This is a genomic window from Burkholderia sp. Ed8, assembly GCF_040761425.1.
GTDB classification, from domain to species: Bacteria; Pseudomonadota; Gammaproteobacteria; order Burkholderiales; family Burkholderiaceae; genus Burkholderia; species Burkholderia seminalis.
On record NZ_CP142889.1, the window covers coordinates 694,281 to 707,391 of the forward strand.

The 13,111-nt window shown below is 67.1% G+C and carries 13 protein-coding genes and 1 pseudogene; 1 reads left to right on the forward strand and 13 read right to left on the reverse strand.

Going from position 1 to position 13,111, the window contains the following annotated elements; all coding sequences use genetic code 11:
• Positions 1–31: 31 nt before the first annotated feature.
• The 9 genes and pseudogenes from hutC to VXM69_RS37365 all read right to left on the reverse strand — a co-directional run.
• The gene (hutC, locus tag VXM69_RS37325) at positions 32–760 is read right to left on the reverse strand and encodes a histidine utilization repressor (protein ID WP_034191849.1); all 729 of its coding nucleotides are present in this window, start codon (positions 758–760) and stop codon (positions 32–34) included.
• Between the two features lie 49 nt (positions 761–809).
• A complete protein-coding gene (gene hutH / locus VXM69_RS37330) occupies positions 810–2,303 on the reverse strand; it encodes a histidine ammonia-lyase (RefSeq protein ID WP_034191850.1) in 1,494 nt (497 codons plus the stop codon).
• Positions 2,304–2,310: 7 nt separating this feature from the next.
• Positions 2,311–3,102: an ABC transporter ATP-binding protein gene (locus VXM69_RS37335; RefSeq protein ID WP_059562514.1), complete on the reverse strand. Its 792-nt coding sequence runs from the start codon at positions 3,100–3,102 to the stop codon at positions 2,311–2,313.
• 27 nt (positions 3,103–3,129) lie between these two features.
• Entirely contained in the window at positions 3,130–3,873 is a 744-nt protein-coding gene (locus VXM69_RS37340) for an ABC transporter permease subunit (protein ID WP_034191852.1), read from the reverse strand.
• 12 nt (positions 3,874–3,885) lie between these two features.
• A complete protein-coding gene (locus VXM69_RS37345) occupies positions 3,886–4,608 on the reverse strand; it encodes an ABC transporter permease subunit (RefSeq protein WP_006405306.1) in 723 nt (240 codons plus the stop codon).
• A gap of 92 nt (positions 4,609–4,700) precedes the next feature.
• Positions 4,701–5,561: a transporter substrate-binding domain-containing protein gene (locus tag VXM69_RS37350; RefSeq protein ID WP_049035238.1), complete on the reverse strand. Its 861-nt coding sequence runs from the start codon at positions 5,559–5,561 to the stop codon at positions 4,701–4,703.
• 636 nt (positions 5,562–6,197) lie between these two features.
• Entirely contained in the window at positions 6,198–6,425 is a 228-nt protein-coding gene (locus VXM69_RS37355; protein ID WP_367190475.1) for a hypothetical protein, read from the reverse strand.
• 15 nt (positions 6,426–6,440) lie between these two features.
• On the reverse strand, positions 6,441–6,719 hold the full coding sequence (locus VXM69_RS37360) for a DUF4148 domain-containing protein (protein ID WP_059562508.1): 279 nt from the start codon (positions 6,717–6,719) through the stop codon (positions 6,441–6,443).
• Between the two features lie 352 nt (positions 6,720–7,071).
• Positions 7,072–7,263, reverse strand: a pseudogene (locus VXM69_RS37365) (alpha/beta hydrolase); the annotation flags it as partial.
• Between the two features lie 619 nt (positions 7,264–7,882).
• On the opposite strand from VXM69_RS37365, the gene VXM69_RS37370 reads away from it, so the two are divergent.
• Positions 7,883–8,095 carry a hypothetical protein gene (locus VXM69_RS37370; RefSeq protein ID WP_367190476.1) on the forward strand — a complete coding sequence of 71 codons (213 nt, stop codon included), beginning with the start codon at positions 7,883–7,885 and terminating at the stop codon, positions 8,093–8,095.
• A gap of 298 nt (positions 8,096–8,393) precedes the next feature.
• On the opposite strand, the gene VXM69_RS37375 is transcribed toward VXM69_RS37370, so the two are convergent.
• The 4 genes from VXM69_RS37375 to VXM69_RS37390 form a co-directional block, all read right to left on the reverse strand.
• Positions 8,394–9,746 carry a TRAP transporter large permease gene (locus VXM69_RS37375; protein ID WP_034191857.1) on the reverse strand — a complete coding sequence of 451 codons (1,353 nt, stop codon included), beginning with the start codon at positions 9,744–9,746 and terminating at the stop codon, positions 8,394–8,396.
• 4 nt (positions 9,747–9,750) lie between these two features.
• Positions 9,751–10,323 (reverse strand): TRAP transporter small permease, encoded by a 573-nt coding sequence (locus VXM69_RS37380; RefSeq protein ID WP_049035255.1) that lies wholly within the window; start codon positions 10,321–10,323, stop codon positions 9,751–9,753.
• A complete protein-coding gene (locus tag VXM69_RS37385) occupies positions 10,320–11,306 on the reverse strand; it encodes a TRAP transporter substrate-binding protein (protein ID WP_367190477.1) in 987 nt (328 codons plus the stop codon). The genes VXM69_RS37380 and VXM69_RS37385 overlap by 4 nt, the downstream gene beginning before the upstream one ends.
• Positions 11,307–11,858: 552 nt before the next feature.
• Positions 11,859–13,046 carry a M20 aminoacylase family protein gene (locus VXM69_RS37390; protein WP_367190478.1) on the reverse strand — a complete coding sequence of 396 codons (1,188 nt, stop codon included), beginning with the start codon at positions 13,044–13,046 and terminating at the stop codon, positions 11,859–11,861.
• Positions 13,047–13,111 lie beyond the last annotated feature (65 nt).

Consider the following 13,111-nt stretch of genomic DNA (forward strand, 5'->3'; position numbering starts at 1 on the left):
ACGACGCCGCTGCATGCCAGCCCGGCCGCCCCTAGACGCGGCCCGCCAGATGAAACCGCGACGCCGGATGCCAAAGCTGCACCGACGTCGCGACGTGATCGCCCACCCAGGTACGGCGTCGCAACAACAGGCACGGCTCGCCGATTTCCATCACAAGGTGCCGACGCACCTGCGCATTGGGCTTCTCCGCGTAGATCCTGAACTCGGCACGCTGGATCGGTGCCAGTCGCACCATGTAGTGATTCGGCGTCTCGAGCGTGAAATCCTGCTCGAGATAGTCGGGAAACAAGACCGGATTGACGTAGCGATCCTCGAACTGGATCGGCTCGTCTTCCTCGAAATGCACGATGCGCGAGTGAAACACCGGCCCCGACCGCAGCCCGAGCGCATCGATCGCTTCCGGGTCGACGCTGCGCTCGATCAGCAGCACCCGCGCGCTGTGCCGATGGCCCCGCTCCGCGATCTCGTCCGCGATGTTGCGGATTTCGAGCACCGTCGATTCGTAATGCCGGCGTTCGACGAACGTGCCGGCTCCCTGGATGCGGGTCAGCACGCGTTCGGCCGTCAGTTCGCGCAGCGCGCGCGACACCGTCATCCGGGCCACGCCGAATTCCTTGACCAGTTCGGCCTCGGTGGGAATCGCGCCGCCGGGCTTCCAGTCGCCCTTCGCGATCCGTTCGACCACGTAGCGCTTGATCTGCTGATAGGCCGGCAGTGCACGCGCCGGCCGGGCGGAAAGTTCGCGTTCCGTTTCGTTCATGCGCCCTCGACCGAATGAAAATTGGATGATTCGCCGCGCCCGGTCATCGTCACTGCAACGACGGCGGCACGCCCGCGACGATGCCTGCCGCGATCGCGATATCGTCCGCGAGCGGCCGGTCGTCGTGATACGCCGGCACGCGTTCGCGCACCTGCCGCCACAACGCATCGGTCGACGCGGCCCGCCCCGTTTCGCCCGATTGCAGGTCGTATGCCTGCGCGGCGGCCAGCAGCTCGATCGCGAGCACGCGCGTCGTATTTTCGATGATGTCGAGCGCCTTCAGCGCGGCCGGCGTCGCATGACACAGGTGATCTTCCTGCAGCCCCGACGTGATACCGCCGTCGAGGCTCGCCGGCGCCGCGAGCCGCTGGTTCTGCGCGACCAGCGCGACCGCCGTGTACTGCGCGATCATGAAACCGGAGCAACTGCCGCCCGGCGTCGCGAGAAACGCCGGCAGCCCGCTGACGAGCGGATTCACGAGCCGGTCGAGACGTCGCTCGGCGATCGCCGCGACCTGGGCCATCGCGGCCGCGAGGCTGTCCATCGCGAGCGCGATACCCGCACCGACCGCATGGGCCTGCGAATGCGCGACGGGTGCCTCCCGCGTGCCGGCGACGATCGGATTGTCGGTGACGGACGCGAGTTCGCGATCGACCACCTCCGCCGTCACGGCGAACACGTCGCGCGCCGCGCCATGCACGTGCGGAATCGTGCGCAGGCTGAGCGGATCCTGCGTATGCCGGCCGCTCGCCGCGCACAGCATCCCGCTGCCCGCCAGCAGCGCACGCAAACGCGCCCCGACCTGCCCGATGCCCGGCGAAATCCGCAGCGCGAGCGACGCCGGATCGAATGATGCGAGTTGCCCGCCGAGGTTCTCGAAGCTCATCGCCGCGATCCAGTCGGCCCAGTCGAGCAACCGTTCCGCGCGCGCGAGGGCGAGCGCGGCCAGGCCGGTGACGCACGGTGTGCCGTTGACGAGGCTCAACCCTTCCTTCGCGCCGAGGACGAGCGGCTCGCGACCGATACGGCGCAGCGCCTCGTCGCCGCGCATGCGCTCGCCGCGATGGCGCGCATGACCGTGACCGATGCAGACGAGCGCGACGTGAGCCATGTGGGTCAGATAGCCGACCGACCCGTGCGCCGGCACCTCGGGCAGGCAATCGTGCTCGAGCAACGCGACGAGCTGCTCGACGACGTCGACCCGCACGCCCGAATACCCGTGCACGTAATTGTTGATCGCCGCCGCGATGATCGCGCGCGTTTCCGCCGCGCCGAGCGGCACGCCGACGCCCACCGCGTGGCTCATCAGGATGTTGCGCGACAGCTCGCTCTGCTGGGCCGGCGATACGATCACGTTGCACAGCGCGCCGACCCCCGTGTTGACGCCGTACGCGCGAATGCCGCGCGCGACGATTTCGTCGACGAGTTCGCGAGCGGCGACGACGCGCGCGCGGGCGTCGTCGGTCAATGCCAGCGGCGCGCCTGCCGCCACCGCCGCAACCTGGCGCCAGTCGAGCGGCCGTGCCGCGCGGAATACGGTCATGACGGCCTCAGTTGGTGGTGCGGTCGTGGTGGCTCGACACGAATTGCCGGAAGCGCTCGGAGGTCTGGCCGCCGAAGACCGCGTCGGGCGTCCCGTCCGTGTCGACCTCGCCCTGATGCAGGAACATCACACGATTCGACACGTGCCGCGCAAAGCCCATTTCATGCGTGACGACCAGCATCGTGCGGCCCTCTTCCGCGAGCGAGCGCATCACGCGCAGCACCTCGCCGACCAGCTCGGGGTCGAGTGCCGACGTCGGTTCGTCGAACAGCATCACTTTCGGATGCATCGCGAGCGCGCGGGCGATCGCGACGCGCTGCTGCTGCCCGCCCGACAGGTGGGCAGGATAGTAGCCGCGCTTGTCCGCGAGGCCGACGCGCGCCAGCAGCGCCTCGGCCTCTTCGACCGCTTCGGCGCGGCTGCGCTTTTGCACGCGCAGCGGCCCTTCGACGAGGTTGTCGAGCACCGTCATGTGCGACCACAGGTTGAAGTTCTGGAACACCATGCCGAGCTGCGAACGGATCCGGTCGACCTGGCGGCGGTCGCTCGGGTGCAGCTTGCCGTCGCGCGCGCGCTTCATCGCCAGTTCCTCGCCCGCGAGCGCGACGGAGCCGTCGTCGGGGGTCTCGAGCAGGTTCAGGCAGCGCAGGAACGTGCTCTTGCCCGATCCGCTCGCGCCGAGGATCGAGATGACGTCGCCCTCATGCGCGTCGAGCGAAATGCCCTTCAGCACATGATGATCGCCGAACGACTTGTGGATGTTCTTGACCGACAGCGCAACGGGAGCAGCGGTGTTCATCGAATTCTCCAGGAAGGAATGGCGCGCTCAGGAGGCGACGCGCCGGGCATTGCGGGCCGACGCGGGCGCACTGGACGGCTTCGGCGCACGCAGGTGCGCCGAGAGCCGCCATTCGAGCGCGCCGAGCAGGCGCACGACGATGAAGTTCAGGCCCAGATAGATGACGGCGGCGCAAACGAACACTTCGGTCGTCCGATAGGTTTGCTGAATGATCTGCTGCGCGACGCCCGTCACCTCCCACACGGTGACGAGGCTCGCGAGCGCGGTCGACTTGACGAGCAGCACGGCCTCGGTCGAATACGCGGGCAGGCACTGGCGCAGCGCGATCGGGCCGATCACGCGCCGCAACAACGCGAAACCGGACAGACCGATCGAGTAACCGGCTTCGATCTGCCCGACCGGCACGGCCATCAGCCCGCCGCGCAGGATCTCGGCCGTGTAGCCGGCCGTGCACAGCGCGAGCGACAGGACCGCGCAGACATAAGGTTCGCGCAGCAGCGGCCACATGAAGCTCTCGCGGATCACGCCGAACTGGCCGAGCCCGTAATACACGAGAAACATCTGGATCAGCAGCGGCGAGCCGCGAAACACCAGGATGTACGCGCGCGCAAAACGGTTCGGCAGCCAGTGCGGCGACACGCGCATCGTGACGATCACGAGCGACAGCAGGCCGCCGAGCACGAGCGACGCGAAGAACAGCCCGAGCGTGGTCGGCACGGCCGCGAGCAGCTGGCGCAGCGTATCGAGGAGAAAGCCGAAATCGATGGACATGCGCGTTCTCCGTCAGTTGCGCGCGAAATTGCGGCGGAACGACCGGCCGACGATCGCTTCCGCCCGGTTGAACACGCGGTTCGACAAGCCCGTCATCAGCAGGTACAGCGCACCGCCCGCGACGAAGAACACGAAGTACTGGTGGGTCGAATTGGCGGCGATCTGGCTCGTGCGCAGCAGCTCGGCCAGGCCGGTGACCGAGATCAGCGCCGAGTCCTTCAGGCTCAATTGCCATACGTTGCCGATACCGGGCAGCGCGAAGCGCAGCACCTGCGGAACCAGGATGCGGCGCAGCACCATGCTGCGGGGCATGCCGATCGAGCGTGCCGCCTCGAGCTCGCCCTTCGACACCGCGAGCACCGCCGCGCGATAGACCTCCGCCTGGTAGGCGCCCGAAATCATCCCGACCGCGAGCGCGCCGATCACGAACGGCGGCACGCCGATGAATCCTTCCGCGCCGAACCACTGGCCGACGGCCGTGACGAGCGTCGAGCCGCCGAAGTAGAACAGATAGATGACGAGCAGTTCGGGCACGCCGCGAAATACCGTCGTGTACAGGTCGCCGAGCAGCCGGGCGCTGCGGTAGCGCGACAGCTTGGCCGCCGCGATCGCCGCGCCGATCACCGCGCCGACCGCGAGCGCGGCGAGCGTCAGCGCCACCGTCATCAGCGCGGCGAGCAGCAGCACGCCGCCCCAGCCTTCGGTTCCGAAGCCGAGCATTTCAAGAATCGCCATGCGTGCCTCCCGGCAAGCGTTGAGTGAATCGGCAGGATGCCGGCCGCCGCGCGCCGCGCGTGTCGCTTACGCGGCGGCGGCCCAATGCGCGCTTACGGCGTGACGTCGGTCTTGAACCACTTGTCGGCGAGCTTCTTCACCGTGCCGTCCGCGAGCGCCGCGCCGATCGCCGTATCGAACTTCGTCTTCAGGTCGGCATCCTGCTTGCGGAACGCAAGCCCTTCGCCCGGCCCCCAGATCGGCCCGCCGAGCTTCGGACCCGCGAGCACGATCGACGCGTTGTCCTTCTTCGCGTTGTTCGCCGCGTAGTACGTGACGTCGTCGAACGATGCGTCGATGCGCCCGGCGACGAGGTCGAGATCGCGCTCGGGGGAGGTCTTGTACACGCGAATCGACGCGATGTCCTTGAAGCTGTCGTTGATGAATTTCGTGTAGACGGTGCCCGACTGGATGCCGATCGTCTTGCCCTTCAGCTGCTTGCGCAGCGCGTCGACGGTGGGCTTGTCGGCATTGGCGTCGCCCGTCAGCTTGACGATCGGCGCGCCGGGCGCGGCCTTCGGCAGGATCTTGGTGTCGGTGACGGCGAACGTCGCGGGCGTCGCCGCGTACGGACGCGAGAACAGCAGGATCTTTTCACGGTCCGGCGTGATGGAAATCGCATCCATCAGGATATCGAACTTGCCGGCCTGCAGGCCGGGGATCATCCCGTCCCAGTCCTGCGCGACCATGTTGCACTGCACCTTGATCCGTTCGCACACGTTGGCGAGCAGCTCCGGTTCGAAACCGCCCAGCTTGCCGCCGGGCAGCGTGAGGTTCCAGGGTGCGTAGCCGCCTTCGAGCGCGACCGTCACCGTTTTCCATTCCTTGGCCTGCACGGGAGCCGCGAGCGTTGCCGCCGCGGCCGCGATGATGCCGATCGTCCTGAGTGCCCAGTTGATGCGCTTGCCGTTCACGAGATTTCTCCTTGCGTTGAAGTTCGCCATCCCTTCGGTGCAGCAAGCCGCCTCAGGAATTTGTCTATACAAGCATGCAAGAAGAAAAACGGCGATACAAGCGATGATCAAAAAAAACCGGGGAAACGCGGGAAATCCCCTAATTTCAAGGCTTTCACGTGCCCCATCGAAGAGAATTCGGGCACGGGTTTGGTGCAGTTCGTGCAGATCAATCGCAAGGATGACTAGACAAATTCCGGATTCGATCGGCATCGCCGCTGCCGCGCGACGAGCCATTTCCGTCGATCCGATTCGCCATGCGCGCGCGATTAAAAGCAGTTGGTCGCCAGGGCTGACGTCACGCGTCGAATGTGCGCCAACGCTCACCCCGTGTATCAACACGACTTCGATCCGGTGCCGCTCGTTGTCGGGTTGTGTGCAAGCCGATGCGGAGCGGTCCGGGTTCCCGAAGGTGGAAGCCTGAACCGGCCCGACTGCAAATCCTTCGATCGCTCGATCGGCATGCGCTTGCCGATCGATCCGGCACGGACGACATCGCGTACCGGACGGCACATCCGTGAACAGGCTTCCGGAAAACCTCGGCAGCGGGCATTTCAATCCCGGCATTTCGTCGCATTCGCCCGTGAATGGGCAGCTTCACGTCCTCCCGTCCGGGACGGGCACACCCGCGTTGCCGTCACGATGGTCCGGGGCCGATGCGGACCGGCATTGCGCCCCACCAGGCGCGCGCGTCGGGTTCAGTTCACGCAGCACGCTGGCGCGGCTGCCGTCGTCATTCGGCAATTGGGGCTGCCCGCGCGCGAACGCGGGCGCGACCGCCGCCGCGAGCAGCGCGGCGATCGCCAGTCGGGAAAAGCTTTTCATCACCCGACTCCCCGCTTACTGCGCGCTGGCGGCCGGTACGGACACCGACGCGGTCGCCGTGCTCTGCTCGCCATGCGCAATTGCATAGAGTTCGCGATTGCGCGCGATCGTCTGCGTGCTCGGCGGATAGTCCCAGTTCGACGTCGGCACGGTGCCATCACGCTGCGCCTGAACGAGATCGGCGATCACGTCGGCGCGGGTCGGACCCGATGACGACGTCTGTGCGAAAGCGGCAACCGGCGTGCCGATGGCGAGGGCGAGCAGCGCGGCAGCTGCGATCAATCTGCGATTCATGATGAAACTCCCCAGAACGGTTCGATGAGGACGCATCGTCGATGCGCCGCCGGCGGAACCGCGGATGCGATTCGCCGCCTGACGCTTTCATTCTGGTGATCGCGACCGGCACGACGCTGACGCCCGGATGACAATCCTGAAATCCGCCGCATCGCGCGCAGGTTCACGACGACGGTAATCGACCTGCGCGGGCTGGCCGATCGGCGGCGGTACCCGAACGCGCGCCAATGCGAAACCGGCACCCGTCCAAAGACGGCCTGTCCTTCGTCACGCCGTCCGCCCGGGCGCGGCCGGCCAACGTCGGCGTGCTGGCCGAGTTCTTCGTCGCGAGGCTGACCGCGACCGGGTGGCGCGCCGGCAGCGTGTCGGGCCGCCCGAAGATCAGCCGGCCGAGCGGGACGATCGACTGCCGCAGCCGGTCGGCGGGCAGGCTCGCGAGCGCAGCGCGAGACGCGGCAGGCACCGGGTCCACGAAATTGACGTCCGGACGGAAGCACGGCGGCACGATCGCATCGAGGAGCGGTGGCACGATGCTGCCGGCCGCGCAGGCGCGCTTCGAGAATGCGGCGCCCGCGCGCCGCCCGTTCGACCATGGCGCGCTCTTCGCGACCGGCATCTTCGTGATGGCGTTGACGGCGATCGGCCTCGACTCGACGACCACCGCGATCGCGTCGCTGCGCGAACGCAATACGTTCAAGCTGTACGTGTGCTTACCCGTCTCGCGCGGATGGCGATGATCGCGCTGCAGGCGCTCGTGCTCGTGACGGTCGCGGGCAGTCGCTCACGGCCGCCGAACTCGCGTGCAACGTCACCGACTACCCGCTGCCGTTCTTCAGCGACCTGACGATCCCGATGCACGACGCGTCGCCACGCTGTTCCGACGAAGGAAAGACACCAATGGCATCGAGCAATCCCATAACCGGCTACCTGCTGCACGCAAGCAACCCCCTGCCCGCGAACGTGTCCCTGTTCTACGGCCGGCTGCGCCCCGAACAGCCGGACCTGCTCGGGACGCACGCGTTCCTGATCGGCGGCATGCTCGCGCTCGTGCACGGCGCCTGGCTGATCCGTCGCGCGAAACGCAACAGCATCGCGATCGGCATCGACCTGTTCTTCGCGATCGACGCGGTGCTGGCGCTGATGTCGCCGGCAGGTAGCCGTCTGTGGGGCGACTGTGGAGCGAGGAACTCGGGCTGGCCGCGCCGCCCATCCGCGTGCTGGTGGTCGGCATCATGCGTACCGCGTGGCCGGACGGCGGTTTCGTCGACGACACGTTCGTCGACCGTGCGCGTGCACGTTGGCTGTCGCTCGTGCTGCTCGCCGTCACGGCCGTCGCGCTCGCGGTGTCGATCACGATGCGGCACAGCCCGCTGTAGGGCGGCGTCGGGCCGGTCAATATCGCGTACGCGCAGCGGCAGCTTGCCGCCGCCGTCCGGCACGCCGTCGACCCGCCGGGCCTGATCGGACGGGTCCGCTACTGACACGCCGGTTCGCGGCGCCACGGAGAAATTGTCGCATGACGTTTCGACAGCCGCCCGGCCCGGGCACCGCGTCCGAACCGGACGCCGATCCCCGGCTTGCCGGCATCCGGGCCACGCTGTCCGATTCGAGGGCGGTCGTGAACGTGCGCGGCGTGGCTGACGTGATCACGCTGCCGCCGCGCGATCGCGCGCGTCAGAACACCGCGTGCCCGCTGATCAGGCTCGGCAGCCAGGTCGAGAAAAACGGCATGTACGTGACGATGTTGATCGCACTGAAGATCGCGAGGTAGTACGGCCACGCCATCTTCGTGGTCTCGCCGATCGACACGTTGCCGATCGCGCAGCCGACGAACTGCACCGACCCGATCGGCGGATGCACGAGGCCGAGCGAGCAGTTCAGCAGCAGCATGATCCCGAACTGCACCGGCCCGACGCCGCACGCCATCGCGATCGGCAGGAACAGCGGCGTCGTGATCAGGATGTGCGCGGCCATGTCGACGAACGTGCCGAGAAACACCTGGATGATGTTGATGTACAGCAGCATCAGCCACGGCGCGGCGGTCGACTGCTTGAGCAGCCCTTCGATCGCATCCGGAATCTCCAGGTACGACATCTGGAAGCGCAGCATGTTGGACACCGCGATCAGCAGCAGCACGACACCCGTCGTGCGCGCCGCATGCGACAGCGCGCGGCGCAGCTTCGCGGCCGTCAGCGTGCGGTAGACGAGCGCGGTCAGCACGAGCGAGTACACGACGGCGATCGCGGCCGCTTCGGTCGCGGTGGCGATGCCCTTCGCGACGCACACGAGGATGATCGCGATCACCATCAGCCCGGGCACCGCGCCGACGAAGCTGCGCAGCACCGCATACCAGCCGGGAAACGCGGGCAGCGCGGACGAGCCGTCCTCGCGGCGCGGGTAGCCGTGACGCACGGCCTGCCAGTACGCGGCGGCGAGCACGAAGCCCATCACCCACAGCACCGGCAGCAGCCCCGAGAACAGCAGGTCGCCGATCGACACGCCGCTCACCGGCTGGCCGTGCAGCATGCCGGTGATGCCCTGCGCGGCGAACGCGTAGATGATCATGTTGGTCGACGTCGGCATCAGCGCGCCGGCGAGCGACGCGTGCGTCGTCACGTTGACCGCGTACGCGGCGCTGTAGCCTTCGCGCTTCATCAGCGGAATCACCACGCCGCCCATCGCCGACGTATCGGCGGTGGGCGACCCCGACACGCCGCCGAACAGCGTGCACGCGACGACGTTCGCCATCCCGAGGCCGCCGCGGAAATGGCCGACGGTCGCCTGCGCGAAGCGCAGGATCCGGTCCGCGATGCCGCCGTGCAGCATCAGTTCGCCGGAGAAGATGAAGAACGGCACCGCGAGGAACGAGAACGCGTTCATCCCCGAGATCATCGCCTGCATCGCGGTCGCGATCGGCAGGCCTTCGACCATGTAGGTCAGCACGCAGGCTATCCCGAGCGCGAACGACACGGGCACGCCGAGGACGAGAAAAATCAGAAAACTGACGGACAGGATCGCGAGTTCCATGGCGTTATTGTCCCGACGAAGAACGACGAAGCGCGAGCAGGTGCTCGAGCGAGAAGAGGATGATCGCAACCGCCGCGGGCATCGCGATCAGGTAGCGCACGCCTTCGGGCAGCCCGATGATCGGGATGCGGTCGCCCATCGTCTCGGCGGCCATGCTGCCGCAGCCGACCATGATCATCACCGCGAACGCCATCAGGCTCAGGTGCTGGATCCCGATGACCACGTTGCGCGCCTTCGGCGACAGCCGGCGCACGAGCGAATCGAGGCCGATATGGCCGCCGTCGCGCACCTTCATCGCCGCGCCGAACATCGCGATCACGATCACGAGCAGCAGCGCGATCGGCTCGACGAAATCCGGCGCGTTCTCGAACACGTAGCGCATCACGACCGCGTAGAACACCAGCACCGTGAGCACCGCGAGGCACGCCGACGCGATCACGGCCAGCACGCGGAACAGCACGTCGTTCACGCAGCGCAGGAACGGCGCGGCGTGCGGCCGCGCCGGCCCGGCGCCGTCCGGGGCGGCGGCCGACGAGCCGCCGGCCGCGGCGCCGTTCAGGGAAGTGCGACGCGTCACTTGGTGGCCTCGATCTCGTCGACGATCTGCTTCATCTGCGGCGTCTTTTCATACTTCGTCCACAGCGGCTGCATCGCCTTCACGAACGCCGCGCGGTCGATCTGCGCGGCCGGCAGGATCTTCGCGCCGCCCTTCGTCACCATCTGCTGCGCGGACGCCTCGCGCGCGGTCCACAGCTTCTGGTAGTACGGCACCGAATCGGCCGCCGCCTTCCGGATCGCCGCCTGCTCCTGTGGCGACAGCGTGTCCCAGATCTTCTTCGAGAACACCAGCACTTCCGGCGTCATCGCGTGCTGCGTCTCCGAGTAATCGGGCGCCACTTCGTAGTGCTTGGTTTCCTCGTACGACGGCAGGTTGTTTTCCGCCGCGTCGACGAGGCCCGTCTTCAGGCCCGTGTACACCTCGGCGAACGGCATCGGCGTCGGCGTGCCGCCCATCGCCTTGATCTCGTCGACCATCAGGTCGGACGGTTGCACGCGCACCTTCAGCCCCTTCATGTCGGCCGGCGTGCGCACCGGGCGCTTCGCGTAGATCGAGCGCGCGCCGCTCTCGTAGAACGTCAGCGCGATCATCCCCTTCGCGCTGAACGCATCGAGGATCTTCTGGCCGGCCGGGCCGTACATCGCCTTGCGGAAATGGTCGACGTCGCGGAACAGGAACGGAAACGACGGGATCAGCGATTCCGGCACGATCTCGTTGAACGACGCGCCGTTCACCCGCGCCATGTCGATCGCGCCGATCCGCACCTGGTCGACCGTGTCCTTCTCCGAGCCCAGCGCGCTGTTGCCGAACACCTTGATCGAATCCTTCCCGCCCGTCGCCTTCGACAGTTCGTCGCCCATGAACTTCACGGCCATGTTGGTCGGGAAGTTGTCGCCGTGCACGTCCGCCGAGCGGAACACGCGCGCCTGCGCGGACATCGCGAAGCCGGCCATCAATGCGACGGCCAGGGCGGTACGGGAGCCGGTGAATCGGTGCTTCATGGTGAGTCTCCTTGATGGTCGATCGTTGTTGTGCGGCGATCCGTCGGCAGGCACATGCGTCGGCGAGACGCTCCGCTGAACCGCAGAGTCATACGTCGTATGACGTGTCGAGCGAATGTACGTCGGTTAACCGTTTAACTCACTTGGTGCATACCCCTATGACCGTTACCATCAGGGGTTTTTGGCGTGAATCGGGGAATCGTTCCCTCTGTTTTTGCGCGTTTTTGGCGAAACGTTTTCCGGAAACGGGGCGGGATTCGGATCGAACAGGGGCGGGGCGATTTCCTGACGGCCAATCGCCTTCTTTCGTAGCGCCCCGTTTTGTTATAGGATGACTGACCACAGTGCGACCACGTCGACGCACTTTGCCGACCAAGTCCGAGCGTGCTCGGCCGGCTTGCCGCCTTGCCCGCAACGGCGGCGGCGGCACTCACCGCGTGCGGCCGCGGCGATTCGAGCGCCCGCCGCGCGCCAACCGGGCGTCAATGCCCGGTTGGCGAATACCCCTTCAACGTGATCGGGCTGTCGACTGCCTCGACCTCGCGCCTGCCGTCACGGCGAGCGCCTGAAATAATGCTGCGCCAGCGCGACCCAATAGCGGACGCCCGCCGGAATGATGTCGTCGTTGAAGTCGTATTTCGGGTGATGCAGCGACGGGGCATCCATTCCGGCCGGCGCATTGCCGATCAGCACGTAAGCGCCGGGCCGCTCTTCCAGCATGAAGCCGAAGTCTTCGGACGTCATGTTCGGCGGCACGTCGCGCAACAGGCGGTCGTCGCCGAACGTGTCGCGAACGACCGTTTCGCACAGCGCCGTCTCGGCCGGCGTGTTGACGGTCGCCGGATAGTACTGGAAGAACTCGACGTCGACCTGCGCGCCATGCGCGGCGGCCAGCCCTTCGCATACGAGCCGGACATCGCGCTGCAGCCGTTGCTGCAATTCGGACGACAGCGTGCGAATCGTCCCGCGCAGCTCCGCGCTGTCCGGAATGACGTTGTCCGTCGTGCCCGCCTGGAACATGCAGACGGAAATGACGGCCGGATCGACCGGATCCTTGTGCCGCGCGGCGATGGTCTGGCACTGCAGCACCATCGCGCACGCGAGCGGCACCGGATCGATGCCCAGGTGCGGTTGAGCCGCGTGCGCGCCCTTGCCGGTGACCGTGATCCGGAAACGGGAACCCGCGGCCATGATCGGGCCGGTGCGCATCCCGAAATGCCCGGCCGGCAGGCCGGGCCAGTTGTGCATGCCGAATACGGCTTCCGTCGGGTAGCGATCGAACAGCCCGTCGTCGATCATCTTGCGCGCGCCCGCACCGCCCTCTTCCCCGGGCTGAAACACGAAATGCACGGCGCCCGGCAGCTGCGGCAAGTCCTTCAGGATGCGCGCGGCGCCGAGCAGCATGACGGTATGGCCGTCGTGCCCGCACGCATGCATGATTCCGTGCGTGCACGACGCATGCGCGAAGTCGTTCGCTTCGTGAATCGGCAATGCATCCAGATCCGCGCGCAGCACGATGCCGCGGCGCGGGTCCGCGCCGGGCAGGCTCGCGACGACGCCCGTGCCGCCGAGCCCGCGCGACACCGCGTAGCCGAGCGCCTCGAGCTCGCGGGCGACGACGTCGGCCGTCCGGTGTTCCTCGAATCGCAGTTCGGGGTGCGCATGCAGATCGCGGCGCAATGTCGCCCAGTGCGCGTGATGCAGGTCCAGCGACGTGTCGGGGATGACGATGTTTTCCAAGTCGGCACCTCTGCCAGGCAAACCGGTTCAAATCGGGACCGCCGCCGCATCGCGTGCGGCGACAG

Bases quoted from the DNA above. Each gene is read 5' to 3' on its own strand.
- VXM69_RS37345 (WP_006405306.1), bottom strand. From the start codon at position 4,608: ATGGCGATTCTTGAAATGCTCGGCTTCGGAACCGAAGGCTGGGGCGGC.
- VXM69_RS37340 (WP_034191852.1), bottom strand. From the start codon at position 3,873: ATGTCCATCGATTTCGGCTTTCTCCTCGATACGCTGCGCCAGCTGCTC.
- VXM69_RS37375 (WP_034191857.1), bottom strand. From the start codon at position 9,746: ATGGAACTCGCGATCCTGTCCGTCAGTTTTCTGATTTTTCTCGTCCTC.
- VXM69_RS37355 (WP_367190475.1), bottom strand. From the start codon at position 6,425: ATGAAAAGCTTTTCCCGACTGGCGATCGCCGCGCTGCTCGCGGCGGCG.
- VXM69_RS37360 (WP_059562508.1), bottom strand. From the start codon at position 6,719: ATGAATCGCAGATTGATCGCAGCTGCCGCGCTGCTCGCCCTCGCCATC.
- VXM69_RS37385 (WP_367190477.1), bottom strand. From the start codon at position 11,306: ATGAAGCACCGATTCACCGGCTCCCGTACCGCCCTGGCCGTCGCATTG.
- hutC (WP_034191849.1), bottom strand. From the start codon at position 760: ATGAACGAAACGGAACGCGAACTTTCCGCCCGGCCGGCGCGTGCACTG.
- hutH (WP_034191850.1), bottom strand. From the start codon at position 2,303: ATGACCGTATTCCGCGCGGCACGGCCGCTCGACTGGCGCCAGGTTGCG.
- VXM69_RS37335 (WP_059562514.1), bottom strand. From the start codon at position 3,102: ATGAACACCGCTGCTCCCGTTGCGCTGTCGGTCAAGAACATCCACAAG.